Raw genomic sequence first — 17,818 nt, forward strand, 5'->3', positions numbered from 1 at the left:
TCGGCTCTGGGGCCGACGGCGCCTCACACCTGGCGGAAGTCGATCCCCAGGAGGCTCGCCGCAGCCCGGTAGTCCGCCGCCCGGTGGCCGAGCGAGAGCGACCAGTGATGCCCGATACCGGTCGCGCTCCACTCGTCCACCCAGACACCCGGGTCACGCCCGAAGTCGACGCGGCTCGTCGTGTTGCCGATCGCGAGCAGCGGGCCGGGGACGACCTCGCCCTCCGAGGCGACGAAGGCGAGCGAGCCGTCGCGGTCCTGCCCCAAACCCAGCAGCGTGACCGGCCCGTGCCGCACGTCGAACTCGACGCTCACACCCCAGCCGCGCTTGCCGTGGTAGACCCCGAGGCCGCGCAGCAGCGGGTCGCGAGAGCTGACGGCGAGGTGGGCCGGTCCGTCGTGTCCCATCTCGACGACCTCGTCCTCGAAGTCCAGCGCCTGGATCTCGCAGAACGACCCACCGGCGCCGACGACCTGGGTCGCGAGCTGAGCGACCGTCGTCCGTAGCTCGTACTCGCCGGTCGTGGGGATGCCGCGAGCAGTGAGGAGGGACGCGCCGAGGATCATCCCGGCACCGAGCCGCTCGTGCTGTTCGCCGTCGCGACCGCGGTGGTAGTAGGCGAGGCTGTCGAGCGCGAACTCGTCGACGAGCCGGTCGAGCCCGACCGACACCTTCGCTCCCCACGCGAAGTCGTCCTCGACCACCGTGTCGTCGAGGGTGAAGATCTCCCTGGCTAGGGCCATGCGGTCGGCGACCTCGGCGTCGGTCACCTCGTCGACGAGGACGCGGAGGTCGTCGAACTCCACGACCTCGACGTGTGAACCGAAGGTGGTCGGCAGGAGGGTGAGGTCGGTGGAGACGTCGAGCATGCCGGGGTAGACGTGGCCCATGAGGCCGTGGCGGGCGTGGCGGAGGGCTGCGCGGACGTGCGCCGCCCGGATCCACTGCGAGATGCGGTCCCACGCCGACTCCTGACGCAGCCACCCCGACACCGAGCGGAACGGGATGCCCGCGCGACGGAAGACGTTGCCGACCTCGGGCACCGGGCACTGCCCGCAGTAGGCGAGCCACGCGCCGGTGTCGAAGCTCGCGTGGTCCATCCGCTCGGTGGGCTGCAGGTCGATGACGAGGACCGGGGTGTTCGCGCGCTGGGCGATCGGCAGGACCATCGAGGAGGTGAGGTAGGTGGTGAGGAACAGGACGATGAGGTCGCAGTCGCCCTGTCGGAGTTGTTCCGCCGCGGCGTCGCCCTCCTGCGCGTCCGAGATGAAGCCGACGTCGACGACCTCGGCGTCCATCTGCTGGAAGCGTTCCGAGACGTACCGGGCCGATTCCTGGAGCTGGGGGAGTAGCTCCGGGAACTGCGGCCAGTAGGTGCCGAGGCCGCCGGCGACGAGGCCGATGCGGGGCTTCCGCCGTGCCTTCGGGGTGAGGAGCGGGTGGACGGCTGCTGCGGTGTGGGTCATCGTCGATCCTTGGGTGGGTGCGGGTCCGGGAGTATTTAATCGATTAAATACTGGTGACGACTGTACCCGGGCATCATCGCCGCGTCCAGCCTCGCCGCTGCTCAGGCAGGTAGGGGAGCGGACTCGCGGACGACGAGATGCGGCTCGAGCGTCCGCGTGACGTGCTCGTGTGCCGCGCGGTCGGCGCCCAGCTCGGCCAGGAGGATCTCGACGGCCACGCGCCCGAGTTCGTCCTTCGGCTGCTCGACCGTGGTGAGCGGCACCCGCCCGTCGGCCGCGAGCGCGAGATCGCCGTAGCCGACCACCGACACCTCGTCGGGCACCGTGAGGCCGCCGTCGTCCAACCCCCGGATGACGCCGAGCGCGAGCTGGTCGTTCGTGCAGAACACGCCGGTCGGACGCGGTGTCCGCGCCGCGATCCGACGACCCGCGATGCGCCCCGCGTCGACGGTCATCTCGTCCACGGTGACCTCGCGGAGGTCGTTGGGGTCGAGACCGGCCGCGATGAACGCGTTCCGGGCACCCTCGCGTCGATCGGCGCACTGCGGGATCGCCAGGTCGCCGTTCACGAGCACGATCGACCCGTCGGATGCCTGGGCAGGCCTGCCGAGCAGGTGGGCGACCGCCAGCTCCCCGCCGTGCACGTCGTCGATCGCGACGGAGCAGCCCGTGCCCTCGGGGGCGGTGCGGTCCATGAGGACGAGGCGGCTGCCGACCCGCCGCAGCTGGGCCAGTCGGGAGGCGTCGGCGGTCAGCGGAGCGACGAGCGCACCCGCCGCCCGGTGCTCGGCGAGCATCTCGAAATGCCGGAGTTCGAGGTCCGGATCGTCATGGCTCACGCAGAGCGCGACCGTGTAGCCGAGTTCGGCCGCGGCCTCGGTGACCCCGCGGGCGATCGCCGAGTAGAACGGGTTCGCGATGTCGGGGATGACGAGGCCGATGAGCCGGTTCGTGCCCTGCCGCAGGGTGGCGGCGGCACGGTTGGGGACGAAGTCGAGTTCCTCGATCGCGGCGAGGACGCGCTCGCGGGTGGCGGGGGCGACGATCTCGGGGCGGTTGAGCGTGTTGGAGACGGTCGCGTTCGAGACGCCGGCGAGTCTGGCGACGGCGGCGAACCCGATGTCGTGCTTCGCCATGCTGCCCTCCGCTTCCTCTCCGAGCGTACCGGCGCGACCTTCGTCCCGTTCTCAGGACTCCTTCGGTGTGGTGGGGCGATCTCCACCCGACACGCCGCGGAAGTCCTGAGAACGGTCCGGAGGCGACCGCTACGGGAGGGTGTGGCCCGCGGCGGTGAAGAGGCGGTACCACTCCTCGCGTGACAGCGTCACGTCGGAACCTGCGGCCGCTTCCTGGACGCGCGACGGCTTGGTGGTGCCGAGCACGACCTGGATGTTCGCGGGGTGCCGGGTGATCCACGCGGTCGCGATGCCGGACGGCGTCACGCCGTGTGCGGCTGCGAGCTCGTCGAGCACGTCGTTCAGTTCCGCGTAGTGCTCGCGGTCGCCGATGAAGACGCCCGTGAAGAAGCCGGCCTGGAACGGCGACCACGCCTGCAGGGTCATGCCGGTCAGGCGGCTGTAGTCGAGCATCCCGTTGTCGCGGTCGATCGACTGGTCGAGGCCGGCCATGTTCGCGGCGACGCCCGACGCGATGATCGGGGCGTGGGTGATGCTCAGCTGCACCTGGTTGACGATGAGCGGCTGCTCGACGGAGCCCTTCAGCAGCTCGACCTGCGCCGGAGTGTGGTTCGAGACGCCGAAGTTCCGGACCTTGCCCGAGGCCTGCAGGGTGTCGAACGCCGACGCGACCTCTTCCGGCTCGACGAGGCTGTCGGGGCGGTGCAGGAGCAGGAGGTCGAGGTAGTCCGTCTTGAGGGCGGCGAGCGACTCGTCGACGGTGCGGAGGATGTGCTCCTCCGAGAAGTCGAAGAAGCCCTTGCGGATGCCGACCTTCGACTGGATGAGCACCTGCTCGCGCTCGGCGGCGGTGAGGGTGACGGCGTCGCCGAAGCGACGCTCGCACCCGTGACGCTCCGAGCCGTAGATGTCGGCGTGGTCGAACACGGTGACGCCGGCGTCTCGTGCGGTGTGGAAGAGGGTGCGGATGGCCTCGTCGTCGAGGGCCTCGATCCGCATGAGGCCGAGGACGATGCTGGACGCGGTCAGGTCGGTCTGGGGCAGGGGGATGGTCTTCATCCGACCATCCTGGCCGAACCCACCGGTGGTCTGCCTAGGATTGACGACATGTTCGTGTTGTCGTTGCTGCTCATCGTCCTCACGATCATCGCGCTCATCGACGTGGTGGGTCAGCCCGAGCCCGTCGTGCGCAACCTGCCCAAGATCGTGTGGGTGCTGCTCATCGTCTTCATCCCGCTCATCGGCGTCGCCCTGTGGTTCCTGCTCGGCAAGGACTGGTCGACGAGCCGGATCAAGCTCCCCGAACGTCGGGGCCGGAAGCAGTCGCGGACGTCCGGCTCGTGGGGCCCGGGTCGCGGTCCCTCGACGACCGCGACGCCCTCGCCGTCGCAGCCCGACCGCGCCGTCAGCAGCACGGAGGAGCAGCTCGCCGCCCTCGAGCGCGAGATCCAGGCCGCCGAGGACGCCGAGCGCATCCGCAAGCTCGAGCTGGAGATGAAGCGCGACGATCCCGACGCCGCCGACAAACTGCCCTGACTCAGGAGTCCGTCGGCGCGTCGACCGGGTGTGGTCGCGGCATGCCGAGGAGTTCCTGAGACAGGGCAGTCGGGTGTGACCGGGTGACTCCTAGAAGTCGTACTTGTCGATGTTCGACGCGTCGAAGGTGGTCGGCGGGCCGACGATGACGGTGCCGTCGGCGCCGACCTCGCGCTCACCGAGGTCGCCGGCCTCGAAGGTGTCGCCCTCCTTGCCGGTGATCGTGCCCTCGGCGAGTGCCTTGCCGGCGAACGCGGCGACGTAGCCGAGCTGAGCCGGGTCCCACAGCGCGAACGCGGTGACGGTGCCGTCCTTCACGAACGGACGCATCTCGTTCGGGAGGCCGAGGCCGGTCAGTGCGACCTTGCCCTTGTACTCCGAGGTGGAGAGGTAGCGGGCGGTCGCGGCGATGCCGACCGTCGTGGGCGAGATGATGCCCTTGAGGTTCGGGTGCGCCTGGAGCAGACCCTGGGCCTCCTGGAACGACTTCGTGTCGTCGTCGTCACCGTAGACCTTGGCGACGAGCTTGATGTCCTTGTAGTCCGGGTTGGAGGCGAGCTCCTCCTCCATGTACTTGATCCACTCGTTCTGGTTCGTCGCGTTGGCCGTGGCCGAGAGGATCGCGATCTCGCCCGAGCCGCCGATCTGCTCCGAGATGAGCTTCGTCTGGATCAGGGCGACGTCCTTGGCGACGACCTGGGAGATGAAGACGTCGCGGCAGTCCTTGCTGGTGTCGGAGTCGAACGCGACGATCTTCGCGCCGCCGTCACGGGCCTCCTTGAGGGCGGGGCAGACGGCGTCGGGGTCGTTCGCCGCGATGACGATGACGTTCGTGCCGGCCTGGGTCTCGGCGTTGATGAACGACACCTGGCTGGACGCGCTCGCCTCGAGCGGGCCGACGACCTCGGTGGCGCTGAAGCCGGCCGCCTTCGCGCCGTCCTTGCCGCCGCCGAGCACGACGTCCGTGTACGGGTTGTTGAGCTGCTTGGGGATGAAGGTGATGCTCTCCGCGGCACCGCCGCCACCACCTGATCCCGCGGAGTCGCCGGTGGCGCACCCCGTCGCGATGAGGGCGAGGGAGGCTGCTGCGGCGATGAGGGCCGCTGCGCGACGGGCCGAACGGCCTGCTGCGCGGTTTCGAATCGACTGCATTGTCTGTTCCTTTCTGGATACGCCTGGTGCTGTGGCGTGGGGTGCCCCGAGGGCTGCGCCGATCGGGAGATCAGTGCTGGGGCAGGCTGCGTCGGATCCGTCGGTGGTGGTTCCACTGCTTGACGGATTCGAAGATACTGGGGCCGACCACCGAGGCGATCAGCAGGGTCCCGGTCACGATGATGAGGACGACGTCGGAGACGCGGCCGAGTCGGAGCGCGTAGTTGATGGTGCCGATGAGCAGCACACCCGCGACGACACCCGGGATGGACCCCTTGCCGCCGAAGATCGAGACGCCGCCGAGGAGCACGGCCGCGATGACGGCGAGTTCGAGCCCGGAGGCGTTGTCGCTGCGGGCGCTCGAGTAGCGGAGCGTCCAGAACACCCCCGCGAGGGCGGAGACACCGCCGGTCGCGACGTAGAGCCAGAACTTCGAGCGGGCGACCTTGATGCCGACGAAGCTCGCGGCCTCCGTGCTGTACCCGAGCGCGTACAGCCCGCGGCCGAAGGGGGTCAGGTGCAGGATGACCCCGAAGGCGAGCACGACGACGAGGACCCCGACCATGACCACGGGGATGCCGGTCGAGCCGATCTTCGACGTGAAGAACGCGGTGAGCTCGGGCGGGAAGTTGGCGACCGCGTTGTCGCCGATGACGACGAGCGCGAGGCCGCGGAACAGCGCGAGCGTGCCGATCGTCACCGCGAGCGACGGGAGTCCGACCACCGCGATGAGGAAGCCGTTGAACGCGCCGGCGACGACTCCGACGAGCAGCCCGATGAGGAGGACGACCCCGATGTCCATCCCGCCGCCGGCCCACAGCACACCGATGACGGCGCTCGTGAGGCCCGCGGTGCTTGCGACGGACAGGTCGATCTCGCCGGTGATGATGACGAGCGTCATCGGCATCGCGATGAGGAGGATCGGGATGACGTCGAGGAGAAGAAAGCCGACGGTGACGGGGGAGGCGAACCGCGGGATGAGCAGGCAGGCGCCGATGACGACGACGAGCAGCGCGTAGATCATGATCGCGTCGCGACCGAGGAGGATGCGCGAGGCACCGGTGCGGCCCTTCGGTTCGGCCACGAGCACGCCGGTGGTGTCGGTGCCGAGCGGGCCGGAGCCCTTGGTGAACGGAGCCTTCGGGGCTGCCGGGGTCTTCAGATCAGACATCGCGTGCCTCGCTCATTCGCAGTTTCTTGGCCGTACGGAGGCTGGCGACGCGGTCGATGATGATCGCGGCCAGGATGAGGATGCCCACGATCGCCTGCTGCCAGAACTTGTCGACGCGCAGGGCGGTGAGGGCGCTCGTGATGGTGGTGAGGAGGATCGCGCCGATCGCGGCCCCGGCGACGGAGCCGCTGCCGCCGAAGATCGCGACACCACCGACCACGGCCGCCGCGACGACGTCCAGCTCCATGCCCGACCCGGTGGTCGCGCCGACCGAGTTGAAGCGCGAGGCGTAGAGCACGCCGGCGAGTCCGGCGAGCAGCCCGTTCGCCAGGAAGGCGAGGAAGACGCGGCGGCCGACCGGGATGCCGAACAGCTTCGCGGCGTCGGGGTCCGACCCGATCGCGTAGAGGTCGCGGCCGGAGCGGGCGCCGGCCATGGAGACGGCGACGACGACCACGACGAGGATCGCGATGAGGGTGATGACCGGGAAGCCGAGGACGGTGTCGACGGACAGGTTCCCGAACGCGTCGGGGCGGTCGTCCGCGAAGTACTGCGTGCCACCGGCCCACGCGTTGTTCAGGCCTCGGTAGATGTAGAGCGTGCCCAGGGTGATGACGAGGGCGGGGACCTTCGCGATCGTGACGAGCGCACCGTTGATCGCGCCGAGCACCGCACCGAGCAGCATCGCGATGGCGAACACCGCGATGATCGGCAGCTGCGGCATCGTCGCGAACATCGTGCCGGTCGCGAAGGCGACGAGCCCCAGGATCGAGCCGACGGACAGGTCGACGTTGCGGGTGATGATGACGAGCGCCTGACCGACGGCGAGGATGATCATGATCGTCGCGTTGAGGAGGAGGTCCTTCACCCCCTGCGCCGACAGGAACAGCGGGTTCGCGAGGTAGGTCACGAGCACGAGGACGACGAGGGCGACGGTGACCGGGAGCTCCCGGAGTCGCACGATCGATGCGATCGGGTTCGTCGTGCGCTCGGTCGCGACGGTGACGGGGCGGCCGCCTCCCGGCTTGGTGGTGGTGTCGGTCATCGTGCGCCTTCCAGGGAACCGGTGGCCGCGTGCATCACGGTCTCCGGGGTCGCTTCTTCGCGGGTGAGCTCGGCGGTGATCCGGCCCTCGTGCATGACGAGGACGCGGTCGGCCATGCCGAGGACCTCGGGCAGTTCGGAGGAGATCATGAGGATCGCGATGCCGCGGCCGGCGAGTTCGGAGATGAGGCGGTGCACCTCGCTCTTCGTGCCGACGTCGATGCCGCGGGTGGGCTCGTCGACGATGAGGAAGGTCGGCTCGGTGGCGAGCCACTTCGCGAGGACGACCTTCTGCTGGTTGCCGCCGGAGAGGGTGGAGACCGCGTACTCCTGCGAGCCGGTCTTCACCTGGAGGCGGGCCGACCACTCCTCGGCCGCCTCGCGTTCGCGGCGGCCGGAGATGATCCCGAACCGCGCGAGCCGGTGGCGGAGGGTGAGGGTCGCGTTGCGGGCGACCGACAGGTCCATCACGAGACCCTGCTTGCGACGGTCCTCCGGGACGAAGCCCATGCCGGCGTCGATCGCGGCCTGCGGGTCGCCGGCCTTCACCGGCTTGCCGTCGAGCGTGACGCGTCCGGTGTCGTAGGGGTCGATGCCGAAGACGGCGCGGGCGACCTCGGTGCGCCCGGCGCCGACGAGTCCCGCGAGGGCGACGATCTCACCCGAGCGCACCGTGAACGAGATGTCGGAGAAGACGCCGGCGCGCGACAGCCCGTCGACGGTGAGGACCGCGTCGCCGATCTCCGCGTCCTGCTTGGGGAAGAGGGCGGCGATGTCGCGACCGACCATCTGCCGGACGATCGCGTCGACGGAGGTCTCGTTCGTGACGTGCGTGGCGATGTAGCGGCCGTCGCGCATGACCGTGATGCGGTCGCACAGCGCGAAGACCTCCTCGAAGCGGTGGGAGATGAACATGATGCCGGCGCCCGCGTCGCGCAGGGAGCGGGCGACCTGGAAGAGGCGGTCGACCTCGACGCCGGAGAGCGCGGCGGTCGGTTCGTCCATGATGAGGACCTTGGCGTCGAGCGAGATGGCCTTCGCGATCTCGATGATCTGCTGGTCGGCGATCGACAGGCCCTCGGCGACGCGGTCGGGGTCGATCTGGACGCCGAGGCGGTCGAACAGGGCGCGGGCGGCCTTCCGCATGGCGCCAGTGCTGATGAGTCCGAGGCCGTTCTTCGGCTGGCGGCCGATGAAGATGTTCTCGGCGACGGTGAGGTCGGGGAACAGGGTCGGCTCCTGGTAGATCACGGAGATGCCCGCGGCCTTGCTGTCGGCGACGCCGCGGAAGGCGACGGGCTTCCCGGCGAGGGTGAAGTCGCCGGCATCTGGGGTGTAGAGCCCGGCGAGGATCTTCACGAGCGTGGACTTCCCGGCACCGTTCTCGCCGACGAGCGCGTGGATCTCGCCGGCCTCGATCTGGATGGTGCCGTCGGCCAGGGCGACGACGGGGCCGAAGGTCTTGGCGGCTCCGATGAGGGAGAGCGCCGGCTGGGCGCTGCGCCCGGCAGGTTCGGTGCGCGCCGGTTGCGCTGGATGGTCGATCGTCATTGAGGGTCCGTTCCTCCACGGTGAGGGGCTCGCTCCCGGCGGGATGTGAATCGATTCAGGGTCGGGAGCACCTGCACTGTATGGCCGTCGGATCGCGGGCGGCAAGGCGAAGCGGTCGTTCCTGACAGGACCTTCAGAAACGGCGCCCCGGTCGGCTCGCCTAGGCTGTGGATGCTCGATGGCGAAGGAGGACGACCGTGCGGATCCTCGTCGTCGATGACGAACGCGAGATGGCTGGCCTCCTGTCCCGCGGTCTCGGGTCGGACGGCCACGACGTGACGACGGCGTTCGACGGCCCGACCGCGCTGGACCTCGCGCGGCAGGCGATCGCGCCGGTGTCCGGTGGCGACGCGGGCTTCCAGGTCGCGGTGGTCGACGTCATGCTCCCCGGGCTCTCCGGATTCGCCGTCTGCCGCGAGCTCAAAGGCCTCGACCCGACGCTCGCGGTGATCCTGCTCACGGCGCGCGACGCCGTGGACGACCGGGTCCGTGGGCTCGACGCCGGAGCCGACGACTACATGATCAAGCCGTTCGCCTTCGCCGAGCTCGCTGCCCGGATCCGCGCGGTCCGGCGTCGGGACGCGCTCACCGTGCAGCCCCGCTTGGACGTCGGTGGCCTGACGCTCGACCTGCACCGGCACCGGGCACGCGTCGGCGACCACGACGTGCCGCTGAGCGGGACCGAGTTCGACGTCCTCCGGGTGCTCGCGACCGATCCGGGCGTCGTCGTCTCCCGGGCGGCCATGCTGCGGGAGGTCTGGGAGACCTTCGACAACATCGACCCGAACGTCGTCGACCAGTACATCAGCCGCCTCCGTCGCAAACTCGACCTGGCGGAGGCGGGCGTCCGCATCGTGACGAGCCGCGGCGTGGGGTTCTCGCTCGTCGCCGCAGGGAGCTGAGGGCGTGTCGTCGGACCGTCGCCGGTCGACGCGGCACCACGGCATCCGCACGCGGATCGCCGGGGGCAGTCTGCTCATCGCCGTCGTCGTGTCGCTCTTCGCCGGGCTCGCGATCAACGCCCAGCTGGAGCGCATCGTCCGCGACGGCACCGTCCAAGCGCTCCGCAGTGACGGCGCACAATACGTGTTCGCGCTGCAGGCGAGACCCGACGACCCGCTCCAGGGACCCGGCCTCGGCACCCGCATCGCGGTGATCGCCCCTGACGGCTCCATCCCGGTCTTCAGCCTGCCGACGACCCTCGCCGCGCAACTCCCGGCGCTCGCCGCGATGCGGGAGGTCACCACCGTCGACGCCGGTTCAGCCACCTACATCCTGTTGTCACAGCCCGTGACCGTCGGTGGCGACACCTGGTACGTCATCGCCGGACGCGACGAGGCCGAGGAGACGACCGTCCTCGTCCAGATGCGCCTCCTGCTCGTCGGGTCCTTCGCGCTCCTCGTCCTCGGTGTCGCGGCCGGCGGGTGGATCCTGACGACGGTGTCGCTCCGGCCCGTCACGCGGCTCCGGGTGAGCGCGCAGAGCCTCAGCGAACGGTCGACGGACGAGGTGCTGCCGGTCGGCCGCGCGGACGACGAGATCGCGCAGCTCGCGATCACCCTCAACGACCTGATCGAGCGGCTGCGGGCCTCGGCGGACCGCGAACGGCAACTCGTGTCCGACGCGAGTCACGAGCTCCGCACGCCGCTCGCGATCCTCCGCACCCAGCTCGAACTCGCGCGCCTCGAGGACTCGTCGCGTGAGCAACTGCTCGCCGACATCGAGGGGGCGGAGCGCAGTGCGACGCGGCTGTCGGCGCTCGTCACCTCGCTGCTCGAGCTGTCCCGCATCGAGGCGGCGACGCCGGAGGAGCGGACGAGCGCGGCCAGGTTGGAGGCCGACGTGCTCGAGGCGGTCGAGCGCGCGCGGTTCCGGGTCGCCTCGGACGACGCGTTGGCCGGGATCGAGGTCGAGTACGTGAGCGCGATCGCCGAGAGCGGGCCGGGGGACGGCGCGGCGGTGTACGCCGTGCGCGCCGACGATGTCGGTCGGGTCGTCGACAACCTCGCGGGGAACGCGCTGCAGGCGTTCACCGAGCGCGGGGGTGCTCCGCGCCGCGTGTCGGTCATGCTCGACGACGACGGCCGTCAGCTCACGCTGCGAGTGTCGGACAACGCCGGAGGGCTCGACCCGGCCTTCGAACCGCGGGCGCTCGAGCGGTTCAGTCGGTCGGACGCGACGCGGTCCTCCGGGCACGGTTCCGGTCTCGGGCTCGCGATCGTCGCCGCCATCGCGCGCAACGCGGGTGGGGCGATCGTGCTGCACAACCGTCCCGGCCACGGTCTCGAGGTCGTCGTCACCCTGCCCGCCGCTTCGGCCCTGCCGGTCGATCCCGCCTGATCGTCGCGCCGTTCTCAGGAGTCGCCCGGTGTGTCGGGGGCGGGCGGGTGTGGCGCGCCGGGGAACTCCTGAGTTGGGGGCGGCGATGGGTGGGTGGCCCGTTCTCAGGAGTCGCCCGGTGTGTCGGGGGCGGGCGGGGGCGCCGCGCCCGGGAACTCCTGAGTTGGGGACGCAGACGACCGGGGCAGCCGACTGCGCGGGCGCGAGGAGGCCCTGCGTGCAACAATGAGCCAGCCCGTCCGGCGTCACCCGGCGGGCCAGACAGGCGAAGGGGAGCCGTGAGCGCGAGCGTGAAGGACGTCGCGGCGAGAGCCGGCGTCTCGGTCGGGACCGTCTCCAACGTGCTGAACCGCCCCGAGAAGGTCTCGCCCGTCACGGTCGACCGCGTTCACGCGGCGATCGACGAGCTCGGCTTCGTGCGGAACGACGCGGCCCGCCAGCTCCGGGCCGGTCGCAGCCGCAGTGTCGGCCTCGTCGTGCTCGACGTCGGCAACCCGTTCTTCACCGACGTCGCCCGCGGCGCCGAGGATCGAGCCGATGCGGAGGGGTGGTCGGTCCTGCTCGGCAACAGCGACGAGAGCGTCGACCGCGAGCGCGCCTACCTCGACCTCTTCGAGGAGCAGCGGGTCGCCGGCGTCCTGATCACCCCGCTCGGCGACGATCTCACCCGGCTCAGTCGACTGCGCGACCGCGGGACGCCGACGGTCCTCGTCGATCGGCAGACCGATGACACGAGCTTCTCGTCGGTCGCCGTCGACGACGTCGCGGGCGGGCGACTCGCAGTCGAGCACCTCATCGGACTCGGCCGGCGTCGCATCGCGGTCGTGGGTGGTCCGTCATCGCTCCGGCAGGTCGTCGACCGGGTCGCCGGTGCGCGTCAGGCGGTCGACGCAGCCGCGGCCGGTGGTGCCGACGTCATTCTCGAGGTCGTGGAGACCACCGCGCTGACGGTGCTGCAGGGGCGTTCCGCGGGTGAGGCCATCCGGAACCGTCCTCGTGACGAGTGGCCCGACGGGGTGTTCGCGGCCAACGACCTCCTCGCGATGGGGGTCCTGCAGGCGTTCAGCATGCTCGGTTCGGTGCGCGTGCCGGACGACATCGCGCTGATCGGGTACGACGACATCGACTTCGCGTCGGCGGCCGTCGTCCCGCTGTCGTCGATCCGTCAGCCGAGCGCACTCATCGGCCACACCGCCGTCGAGCTCCTGCTCCGTGAGGCGGACGCGGGCGATCGACGCGTGCCCGAGCAGATCGTCTTCCAGCCGGAACTCGTCGTCCGGCAGTCGACGGTCGGTGTCGACCCGTCCTGAGGCGGGCGCCGCCCTGCGTCACGCCCGGTGGTCGGGGACCCACGGGTCGACGAGGTGGAGGCCGACACCGGCGAACTCGCGCGTGTTCCGCGTCGCGAGAGCGGCGCCGGAGGATCTCGCGATGGCCGCGATGATCGCATCCTGAGGTCCGATGGGGTTGCCGGAGCGGCGTCGCGTCGTCATGAGCTCCGCGTAGTCGAGCGCGGCTTCCGCAGAGAAGGGGAGGACGCGTCCTGCGAAGTCGGCGTCGAGCACGGTCGCCACGGCCCCGACGAGCGCCGATCGGCGAGCGCCTGCAGGGAGGCGCAGGGCTCCTTCGAGGAGCTCGGCAGCGGTCATCGCGGTGAGGTGGAGGTCGGCCTCGTCCTGCCGGTCGAGCCACCGGGCAACCGTGGGGTCGGGCCGTGGCTTGAACAGTTCGGAGACGACGTTCGTATCGAGGATGATCACCTCGGGGCCGGGTCGTCCGCGTCGGCGCTCGCGGCATCGTCGAACGGATTCGGTCGGGTGGTCGTGGCGCGGTCGGGCAGTTCGATGACGAGTTCACCGTCGAGGTGGAGGTCGACGAAGCGCTGATGGATACGCTCCGCCAGCCCCGGTCGGTCGCTGTCGGCGGCCGAGGCGGCGCGGAGATCCTCAGCCGTCGTCGTCCTGACGGCCGCGGCGAGGATCGCCCGGATCTCCGCCTCCATCGATCGTCCGTGCAAGGCGCCGAGCTGTTGCAGACCGCGTTTCGTGTCCTCATCGAGATTCCGGACGGTCACCGTGGGCATGTCGTCACCTCTCGTGGGAATGGAGTGCTAGCACGATGCTAGCAAATCGGCGATTCGGGCTTCATCGGTCCTCCACAGGCCGCGCCAAGCGGAGGATCCTCTCAGGGACGTCCACGTAGGGTGGCCGTTTCGCCTCCCTCGGATCGGGCAACCGGTCGACCGCGGTCATCGAGGGGCGGCTCTGCCGAGGCGATGCTGCACCCACCGAGCATGAACCGAGCGCGCCCCCGACGCGACCGAGACCCAGGACGGTACCCCGCACATGACCAGCACCACCCCTGCGCGCGCCCTCGAGCGCCGCGACCCGAACACTCCGGCCGTGACCCCCGCCCGGACCGGCGGCCGCCACGTGGCCCTCAGCCCGCGAGCCGCCCGTCGCGCGGCTCGACTCGAAGACGCCAGCTGGACCGCCTCCGCCGAGGAGGAGCGACGCCACGTCGACCTCGTGCCCACCAGGCGGCCCTCGGCCCCGCGCGCCAAGAGCTCCTTCGCGAAGCGCGCCAAGCCGTTCGCCACGTTCGGCGTCATGACGCTCGCCACCGGGCTCTTCGTGTCGGTGTCACTGCCGGCGGCCGCTGCCGGCGTCGACGTCGATGCGGCGACCGGTGGCGCGATCCCGTCTGCGGCGACGATGCAGTCGGTGTCGTACTCCGTGCCGTCGACCGCAGCCGATGTGCCCTTCGTGCGCGACGGTTACGGCGCGACCAGCCAGGAGGAGGTCGACGCCGCCTCGGCCGCCGCTGCAGCTGCCGCAGCCGAGGCGGCCGCGAGTGCATCCGCCGCCTCCTCGTCGTCCGCGTCGGCTTCGGCTGGACGCACGTATGCGGCTCCTGCCGTCGCCCGATCCGGCGAGGCGATCCTCGCCTACGCGGCGCAGTTCGTCGGCGTCGTCCCCTACGGCAACGGCAACGACCCGTCCGACAGCTTCGCCTGCGACGGCTACGTGCAGTACGTCTTCGCGGCGTTCGGTGTGTCCCTGCCTCGCGGCGCCGGTGCGCAGGCCGCGTCGGGCGTGCAGATCTCGGCGTCGGAGGCCGTCGCCGGCGACCTGCTCTACTGGCCGGAAGGTCACATCGCGATCTACGACGGCGCGGGCGGCATGTACGACTCTCCCGACTGGGGTCGCTACGTGCAGCACCGTCTGTCGATCTGGGGCGACCCGGTCTACATCCGCATCCCGTAGACAGGCCCGTCGTCCACAACTCTTGCTCGACCGGCCGTCGGTCGGCAGCTCGGCCCGGTTCGGGCTGCCGTGTCTTCGGTGTGAGCCTGTCGGGCAGGAGTTGTGCACGGGCCGGTCGGGGATAGCGTGGACAGATGACCGAGTTGCACGCGAGCCCGACCTCCGACGCGCCAGGTACGGAGTCCTCTGCGACCCCGCCGACGGCGGACGCACGCGGCTTCGAGACCTCCCTCGGCACGATCCTCGGTCTGGTCGACGGCGCGGTGGTTCGGGCTCGCGGCATCCCGTACGCCCGCGCGGGGCGCTTCGAGGTGCCGGTGCCGACCGGTCTTCCCGTCGGCGCCGGCGGCGATCCGGTGCCGTTCCGGGCCTTCGAGCGGGCGCCGGCCTCACCGCAGCGTTCCTCCCGGGTGCTCGAGGCCGTCCTCGAGGGCGCTGGCGAGGGGATGGTCGACTCCGAGGACTGCCAGGCGCTCTCGATCACGCTCCCTGCGGACGTGCGCCCGGACGAGTCGTTGCCGGTGATGGTGTGGATCCATGGCGGCGCCTACGTCACGGGCGCCGGCGACCTCGACGTCTACGATCCGATCAGCCTGGTCGTCGAGCAGCGGGTCATCGTGGTGTCGGTCACGTACCGGCTCGGGATCCTCGGCTTCCTCGGTGACGGTGAGACGCTGCCGGCGAACCTCGGCCTGCTGGACCTCGTCCTCGCGCTCCGGTGGGTCCACGAGCACATCGCTGCGTTCGGCGGCGACCCGGGGTCGGTCACGCTCTTCGGGCAGTCGGCGGGCGGCGATGCGATCGCGCACCTCATGATCAGCGACGGCACCGCGGGGCTCTTCCAGCGCACCATCGTCCAGAGCGCGCCTCTCGGGATCAGCAGCGGGCGGGCGAAGATGGCGAGTGCGATGATGCGGGCCGCAGGCAGCCCGACGCGAGATGCCCCGGTGGTTGAGTTGCTCGCGCTCGAGGAGCAGGTGGAGCGGGCGGCGCGACGGTTCGGACTGCGTGGTGGCATGGCGTTCGGCACTCAGTACGGTCACGCGCCGCTCCCGGCGGAGGCCGACCGCGACGCTGCCTGGCGGGAAGCGGCCTCGCGCATCGACGTCCTCATCGGATCGACGACGGAGGAGACCCGGCTGTACGTGCCGCTCATCCCGGCCTTCGCCCGTATGACCTCGATGCCCATCGTCGGTGATCCGATCCGGCGGGCGCTCGTCGGCGCGACCACGCACGTGACCTACACGCGCGACGCCCGGAAGTTCGTCGAGCGGCATCGGGCGTCGGGCGGTCGGGCCACGCGGTACGAGCTCAGCTGGGCGCCGCCCGGTAGTCCCTACGGAGCCTCCCACGTTACCGATCTGCCGCTCCTCCTCGGGACCGAACGATCGTGGAGCCGGACGGCGCTCATCGGCTCGGCGACCTGGGAGGAGGTCGACCGTCGTGGCCGCTTCCTGCGTCAGATGTGGGCCGACTTCGCGCGTGATGGGGTCCTGGCCGCCGACGCGACCGCGGGCCTGAGCGACGTGGTCACGCTCGACCGCTGAGCGTGGCGCTGGCCACCTGACTACTCGTCGACGACAAGCGCCAAGCACGCGCGGGCGTGCGCCCGTGCTGCATCCGGCGTCGGCGCAGCGGACAAGCCGAGCAGCCTGCGTCGATGCGGTTCGCCGAGGAGCAGGGTGTAGAGCTGTTCCGCCCGCTCGCCGACGTGGCCGGCAAGGAACGCGATCGAGCGGGCCGGGCCGGCGGCGTAGAAACCGGCGGCGACCTCGGGGAAGCGCGGAGACTCCGCGATCACGAGTCGGTGCAGGGCGACCGAGACGTCCGAGTGCAGCGCGATCACGAGTCGTGTCGCCGCGTCCTCGAGGGGTTCGGCCTCGGAGCCTGGCTCGTCGGCCGCGAGGAGGTACGCGTGCTGCCGCTCGACCGCCGCGGTCAGCACGCTGGCGAGATCACCGAACCAGGTGTAGATCGTCCGCTTCGTCACGCCCGCGTCGGTGGCGACCGCCTCGATCGTCGTCCCGCCGTACCCGTGCTCGGTGAACCGGCGGATGGCGGCGTCGAGGATCGCGTCGCGCCGGCGGTCGCGTTCGGCTGCCGTCGGGCGACCACGTCTCGGTTCCATGCTCTAATGATACGGTAACGTCTCATTAAACGGAGAGGGTGGAGATGACGAAGATCCTGCATGTCGCGATCGTCGACGATTGGGAGGCCAGCCGGCCGTTCGGCGAGTACGAGGTGTCGACGAGAGCCGTGCCGTTCGTCGACGCCGGCTTCGTCCACGCGACGACCGCTAACCGACTGCCCGAGGTGCTCGAGCGGGTCTATGGGTCGCTCCAGCTGCCGCTCGTGCTCATCGTGCTCGACGTGGAAGAGCTGCAGGCGGCGGGCATCGAGGTGGTTCTGGAACCGGAACCGCGCGTGCTCGCACCCCTCCCGACCGCCGGGCCGGCCGTCGTCACCGAGCTGCCGCTGGAGCGAGACGGCTCGGGTGCCTGGCAGTCGCCGCAGACGTTGCCCTAACCTTCGGGCGCCGCGCGTGGTCAGCCGAGGAGGGCGCGGAGGTCGGCGAGGACGTCGTCGAGCAGTTCGGTGAACGATCTCGTCTCGTCGTCGGCGATCCAGGCGGCGAAGGCCAGGTGGAAGGCAGCGGAACCGCTCTGCGCTGCGAGTGCTGCGGGTACGGGAGTGACGCCCTTTGCGATGAGTGCGGTCGTAAGGGCGTCGGTGAGCGAGCTGCGCTTGAGCGACTCGCGTTCCATCAATGCTGCGCTGGAGTCGACGATCCGCTGGCGTGCGCGGGACCACGGGCGCCGTTCATCCGCGAAGAACGCCGCGCCCCCGTGGAGTGCGGCCTCGACGAGTGTCATCGGCGCCGCGGCTTCGGATGCGAGGAGGGCGTCCAGGAACCGCGCCTGATAGTCGTCCTGGTTCGTGAACAGCACCTCGCGCTTGTCGGTGAAGTAGCGGAAGAAGGTGCGCTCGGTGACACCGACGGCTGCGGCGATGTCGCTCACCGTGACGGCCTCGAATCCATGCGTCCCGAAGAGTTCGATGGCGGCCAGCTTGAGCCGCCCCTCGGTATCCGCTTGCCAACGAGCCATGGATCCATCTTAGCGATGACAGTGGCTGACATCAGGTGCTAGAGTGATG

General features: G+C 70.4%; 18 protein-coding genes. 7 read left to right on the plus strand and 11 right to left on the minus strand.

Annotation, left to right across the window (positions count from 1 at the left end; translation table 11 throughout):
- Positions 1 to 23: 23 nt before the first annotated feature.
- From ACZZZB_RS11840 to ACZZZB_RS11850, 3 genes are all read right to left on the minus strand, one after another.
- Positions 24 to 1,466, minus strand: a complete 1,443-nt coding sequence (locus ACZZZB_RS11840; protein ID WP_194644907.1) for an L-fucose/L-arabinose isomerase family protein — start codon at positions 1,464 to 1,466, stop codon at positions 24 to 26.
- Between the two features lie 101 nt (positions 1,467 to 1,567).
- Positions 1,568 to 2,602, minus strand: a complete 1,035-nt coding sequence (locus tag ACZZZB_RS11845) for a LacI family DNA-binding transcriptional regulator (RefSeq protein ID WP_463529748.1) — start codon at positions 2,600 to 2,602, stop codon at positions 1,568 to 1,570.
- A gap of 129 nt (positions 2,603 to 2,731) precedes the next feature.
- Positions 2,732 to 3,661 carry an aldo/keto reductase gene (locus ACZZZB_RS11850; protein WP_430893499.1) on the minus strand — a complete coding sequence of 310 codons (930 nt, stop codon included), beginning with the start codon at positions 3,659 to 3,661 and terminating at the stop codon, positions 2,732 to 2,734.
- 48 nt (positions 3,662 to 3,709) lie between these two features.
- Here ACZZZB_RS11850 and ACZZZB_RS11855 point away from each other — a divergent pair, with 48 nt between their 5' ends.
- On the plus strand, positions 3,710 to 4,138 hold the full coding sequence (locus ACZZZB_RS11855) for a PLD nuclease N-terminal domain-containing protein (RefSeq protein ID WP_191942006.1): 429 nt from the start codon (positions 3,710 to 3,712) through the stop codon (positions 4,136 to 4,138).
- A 90-nt stretch (positions 4,139 to 4,228) separates the two neighbouring features.
- On the opposite strand, the gene rhaS is transcribed toward ACZZZB_RS11855, so the two are convergent.
- The 4 genes from rhaS to ACZZZB_RS11875 all read right to left on the minus strand — a co-directional run bounded on the left by rhaS (position 4,229) and on the right by ACZZZB_RS11875 (position 9,056).
- Positions 4,229 to 5,290, minus strand: coding sequence for a rhamnose ABC transporter substrate-binding protein (rhaS, locus tag ACZZZB_RS11860; RefSeq protein ID WP_085514253.1), 1,062 nt, complete (start codon positions 5,288 to 5,290; stop codon positions 4,229 to 4,231).
- A 70-nt stretch (positions 5,291 to 5,360) separates the two neighbouring features.
- On the minus strand, positions 5,361 to 6,461 hold the full coding sequence (locus ACZZZB_RS11865) for an ABC transporter permease (RefSeq protein ID WP_124767613.1): 1,101 nt from the start codon (positions 6,459 to 6,461) through the stop codon (positions 5,361 to 5,363).
- Positions 6,454 to 7,506, minus strand: a complete 1,053-nt coding sequence (locus ACZZZB_RS11870) for an ABC transporter permease (protein WP_463529749.1) — start codon at positions 7,504 to 7,506, stop codon at positions 6,454 to 6,456. Before ACZZZB_RS11870 ends, ACZZZB_RS11865 begins: the two co-directional genes overlap by 8 nt.
- A complete protein-coding gene (locus ACZZZB_RS11875; protein ID WP_079706410.1) occupies positions 7,503 to 9,056 on the minus strand; it encodes a sugar ABC transporter ATP-binding protein in 1,554 nt (517 codons plus the stop codon). The genes ACZZZB_RS11870 and ACZZZB_RS11875 overlap by 4 nt, the downstream gene beginning before the upstream one ends.
- A 197-nt stretch (positions 9,057 to 9,253) precedes the next feature.
- Between ACZZZB_RS11875 and ACZZZB_RS11880 the strand changes: the two genes are divergently transcribed.
- The 3 genes from ACZZZB_RS11880 (at position 9,254) to ACZZZB_RS11890 (ending at position 12,706) form a co-directional block, all read left to right on the plus strand.
- Positions 9,254 to 9,958, plus strand: coding sequence for a response regulator transcription factor (locus ACZZZB_RS11880; protein ID WP_079706411.1), 705 nt, complete (start codon positions 9,254 to 9,256; stop codon positions 9,956 to 9,958).
- A gap of 4 nt (positions 9,959 to 9,962) precedes the next feature.
- Positions 9,963 to 11,396, plus strand: coding sequence for a sensor histidine kinase (locus tag ACZZZB_RS11885; RefSeq protein ID WP_463529750.1), 1,434 nt, complete (start codon positions 9,963 to 9,965; stop codon positions 11,394 to 11,396).
- A 278-nt stretch (positions 11,397 to 11,674) separates the two neighbouring features.
- Positions 11,675 to 12,706, plus strand: coding sequence for a LacI family DNA-binding transcriptional regulator (locus ACZZZB_RS11890; RefSeq protein ID WP_463529751.1), 1,032 nt, complete (start codon positions 11,675 to 11,677; stop codon positions 12,704 to 12,706).
- Between the two features lie 18 nt (positions 12,707 to 12,724).
- Here the strand turns inward: ACZZZB_RS11890 and ACZZZB_RS11895 are convergent, their stop codons facing one another.
- Positions 12,725 to 13,156, minus strand: a complete 432-nt coding sequence (locus ACZZZB_RS11895) for a PIN domain-containing protein (RefSeq protein WP_463529752.1) — start codon at positions 13,154 to 13,156, stop codon at positions 12,725 to 12,727.
- Positions 13,153 to 13,479: a FitA-like ribbon-helix-helix domain-containing protein gene (locus ACZZZB_RS11900; protein WP_191942003.1), complete on the minus strand. Its 327-nt coding sequence runs from the start codon at positions 13,477 to 13,479 to the stop codon at positions 13,153 to 13,155. The genes ACZZZB_RS11895 and ACZZZB_RS11900 overlap by 4 nt, the downstream gene beginning before the upstream one ends.
- A gap of 262 nt (positions 13,480 to 13,741) precedes the next feature.
- On the opposite strand from ACZZZB_RS11900, the gene ACZZZB_RS11905 reads away from it, so the two are divergent.
- Together ACZZZB_RS11905 and ACZZZB_RS11910 are read left to right on the plus strand one after the other, a co-directional pair.
- On the plus strand, positions 13,742 to 14,662 hold the full coding sequence (locus ACZZZB_RS11905) for a C40 family peptidase (protein ID WP_463529753.1): 921 nt from the start codon (positions 13,742 to 13,744) through the stop codon (positions 14,660 to 14,662).
- Between the two features lie 134 nt (positions 14,663 to 14,796).
- Positions 14,797 to 16,209, plus strand: coding sequence for a carboxylesterase family protein (locus ACZZZB_RS11910; protein ID WP_463529754.1), 1,413 nt, complete (start codon positions 14,797 to 14,799; stop codon positions 16,207 to 16,209).
- Between the two features lie 20 nt (positions 16,210 to 16,229).
- Here ACZZZB_RS11910 and ACZZZB_RS11915 read toward each other — a convergent pair whose 3' ends face one another.
- On the minus strand, positions 16,230 to 16,790 hold the full coding sequence (locus ACZZZB_RS11915; protein ID WP_463529755.1) for a TetR/AcrR family transcriptional regulator: 561 nt from the start codon (positions 16,788 to 16,790) through the stop codon (positions 16,230 to 16,232).
- A gap of 44 nt (positions 16,791 to 16,834) precedes the next feature.
- Here ACZZZB_RS11915 and ACZZZB_RS11920 point away from each other — a divergent pair, with 44 nt between their 5' ends.
- Positions 16,835 to 17,188 (plus strand): DUF952 domain-containing protein, encoded by a 354-nt coding sequence (locus ACZZZB_RS11920; RefSeq protein WP_463529756.1) that lies wholly within the window; start codon positions 16,835 to 16,837, stop codon positions 17,186 to 17,188.
- Between the two features lie 20 nt (positions 17,189 to 17,208).
- Here ACZZZB_RS11920 and ACZZZB_RS11925 read toward each other — a convergent pair whose 3' ends face one another.
- Positions 17,209 to 17,769, minus strand: a complete 561-nt coding sequence (locus ACZZZB_RS11925) for a TetR family transcriptional regulator (protein WP_463529757.1) — start codon at positions 17,767 to 17,769, stop codon at positions 17,209 to 17,211.
- Positions 17,770 to 17,818: the final 49 nt, after the last annotated feature.

Source organism: Plantibacter sp. AC185, from assembly GCF_979258065.1.

Excerpts from the sequence above, each read along its gene's own strand:
- ACZZZB_RS11840 (WP_194644907.1), bottom strand. The coding sequence starts at position 1,466 with ATGACCCACACCGCAGCAGCCGTCCACCCGCTCCTCACCCCGAAGGCA.
- ACZZZB_RS11910 (WP_463529754.1), top strand. The coding sequence starts at position 14,797 with ATGACCGAGTTGCACGCGAGCCCGACCTCCGACGCGCCAGGTACGGAG.
- ACZZZB_RS11900 (WP_191942003.1), bottom strand. The coding sequence starts at position 13,479 with ATGCCCACGGTGACCGTCCGGAATCTCGATGAGGACACGAAACGCGGT.
- rhaS (WP_085514253.1), bottom strand. The coding sequence starts at position 5,290 with ATGCAGTCGATTCGAAACCGCGCAGCAGGCCGTTCGGCCCGTCGCGCA.
- ACZZZB_RS11850 (WP_430893499.1), bottom strand. The coding sequence starts at position 3,661 with ATGAAGACCATCCCCCTGCCCCAGACCGACCTGACCGCGTCCAGCATC.
- ACZZZB_RS11865 (WP_124767613.1), bottom strand. The coding sequence starts at position 6,461 with ATGTCTGATCTGAAGACCCCGGCAGCCCCGAAGGCTCCGTTCACCAAG.
- ACZZZB_RS11855 (WP_191942006.1), top strand. The coding sequence starts at position 3,710 with ATGTTCGTGTTGTCGTTGCTGCTCATCGTCCTCACGATCATCGCGCTC.
- ACZZZB_RS11920 (WP_463529756.1), top strand. The coding sequence starts at position 16,835 with ATGACGAAGATCCTGCATGTCGCGATCGTCGACGATTGGGAGGCCAGC.
- ACZZZB_RS11845 (WP_463529748.1), bottom strand. The coding sequence starts at position 2,602 with ATGGCGAAGCACGACATCGGGTTCGCCGCCGTCGCCAGACTCGCCGGC.
- ACZZZB_RS11870 (WP_463529749.1), bottom strand. The coding sequence starts at position 7,506 with ATGACCGACACCACCACCAAGCCGGGAGGCGGCCGCCCCGTCACCGTC.
- ACZZZB_RS11875 (WP_079706410.1), bottom strand. The coding sequence starts at position 9,056 with ATGACGATCGACCATCCAGCGCAACCGGCGCGCACCGAACCTGCCGGG.
- ACZZZB_RS11905 (WP_463529753.1), top strand. The coding sequence starts at position 13,742 with ATGACCAGCACCACCCCTGCGCGCGCCCTCGAGCGCCGCGACCCGAAC.
- ACZZZB_RS11925 (WP_463529757.1), bottom strand. The coding sequence starts at position 17,769 with ATGGCTCGTTGGCAAGCGGATACCGAGGGGCGGCTCAAGCTGGCCGCC.
- ACZZZB_RS11915 (WP_463529755.1), bottom strand. The coding sequence starts at position 16,790 with ATGGAACCGAGACGTGGTCGCCCGACGGCAGCCGAACGCGACCGCCGG.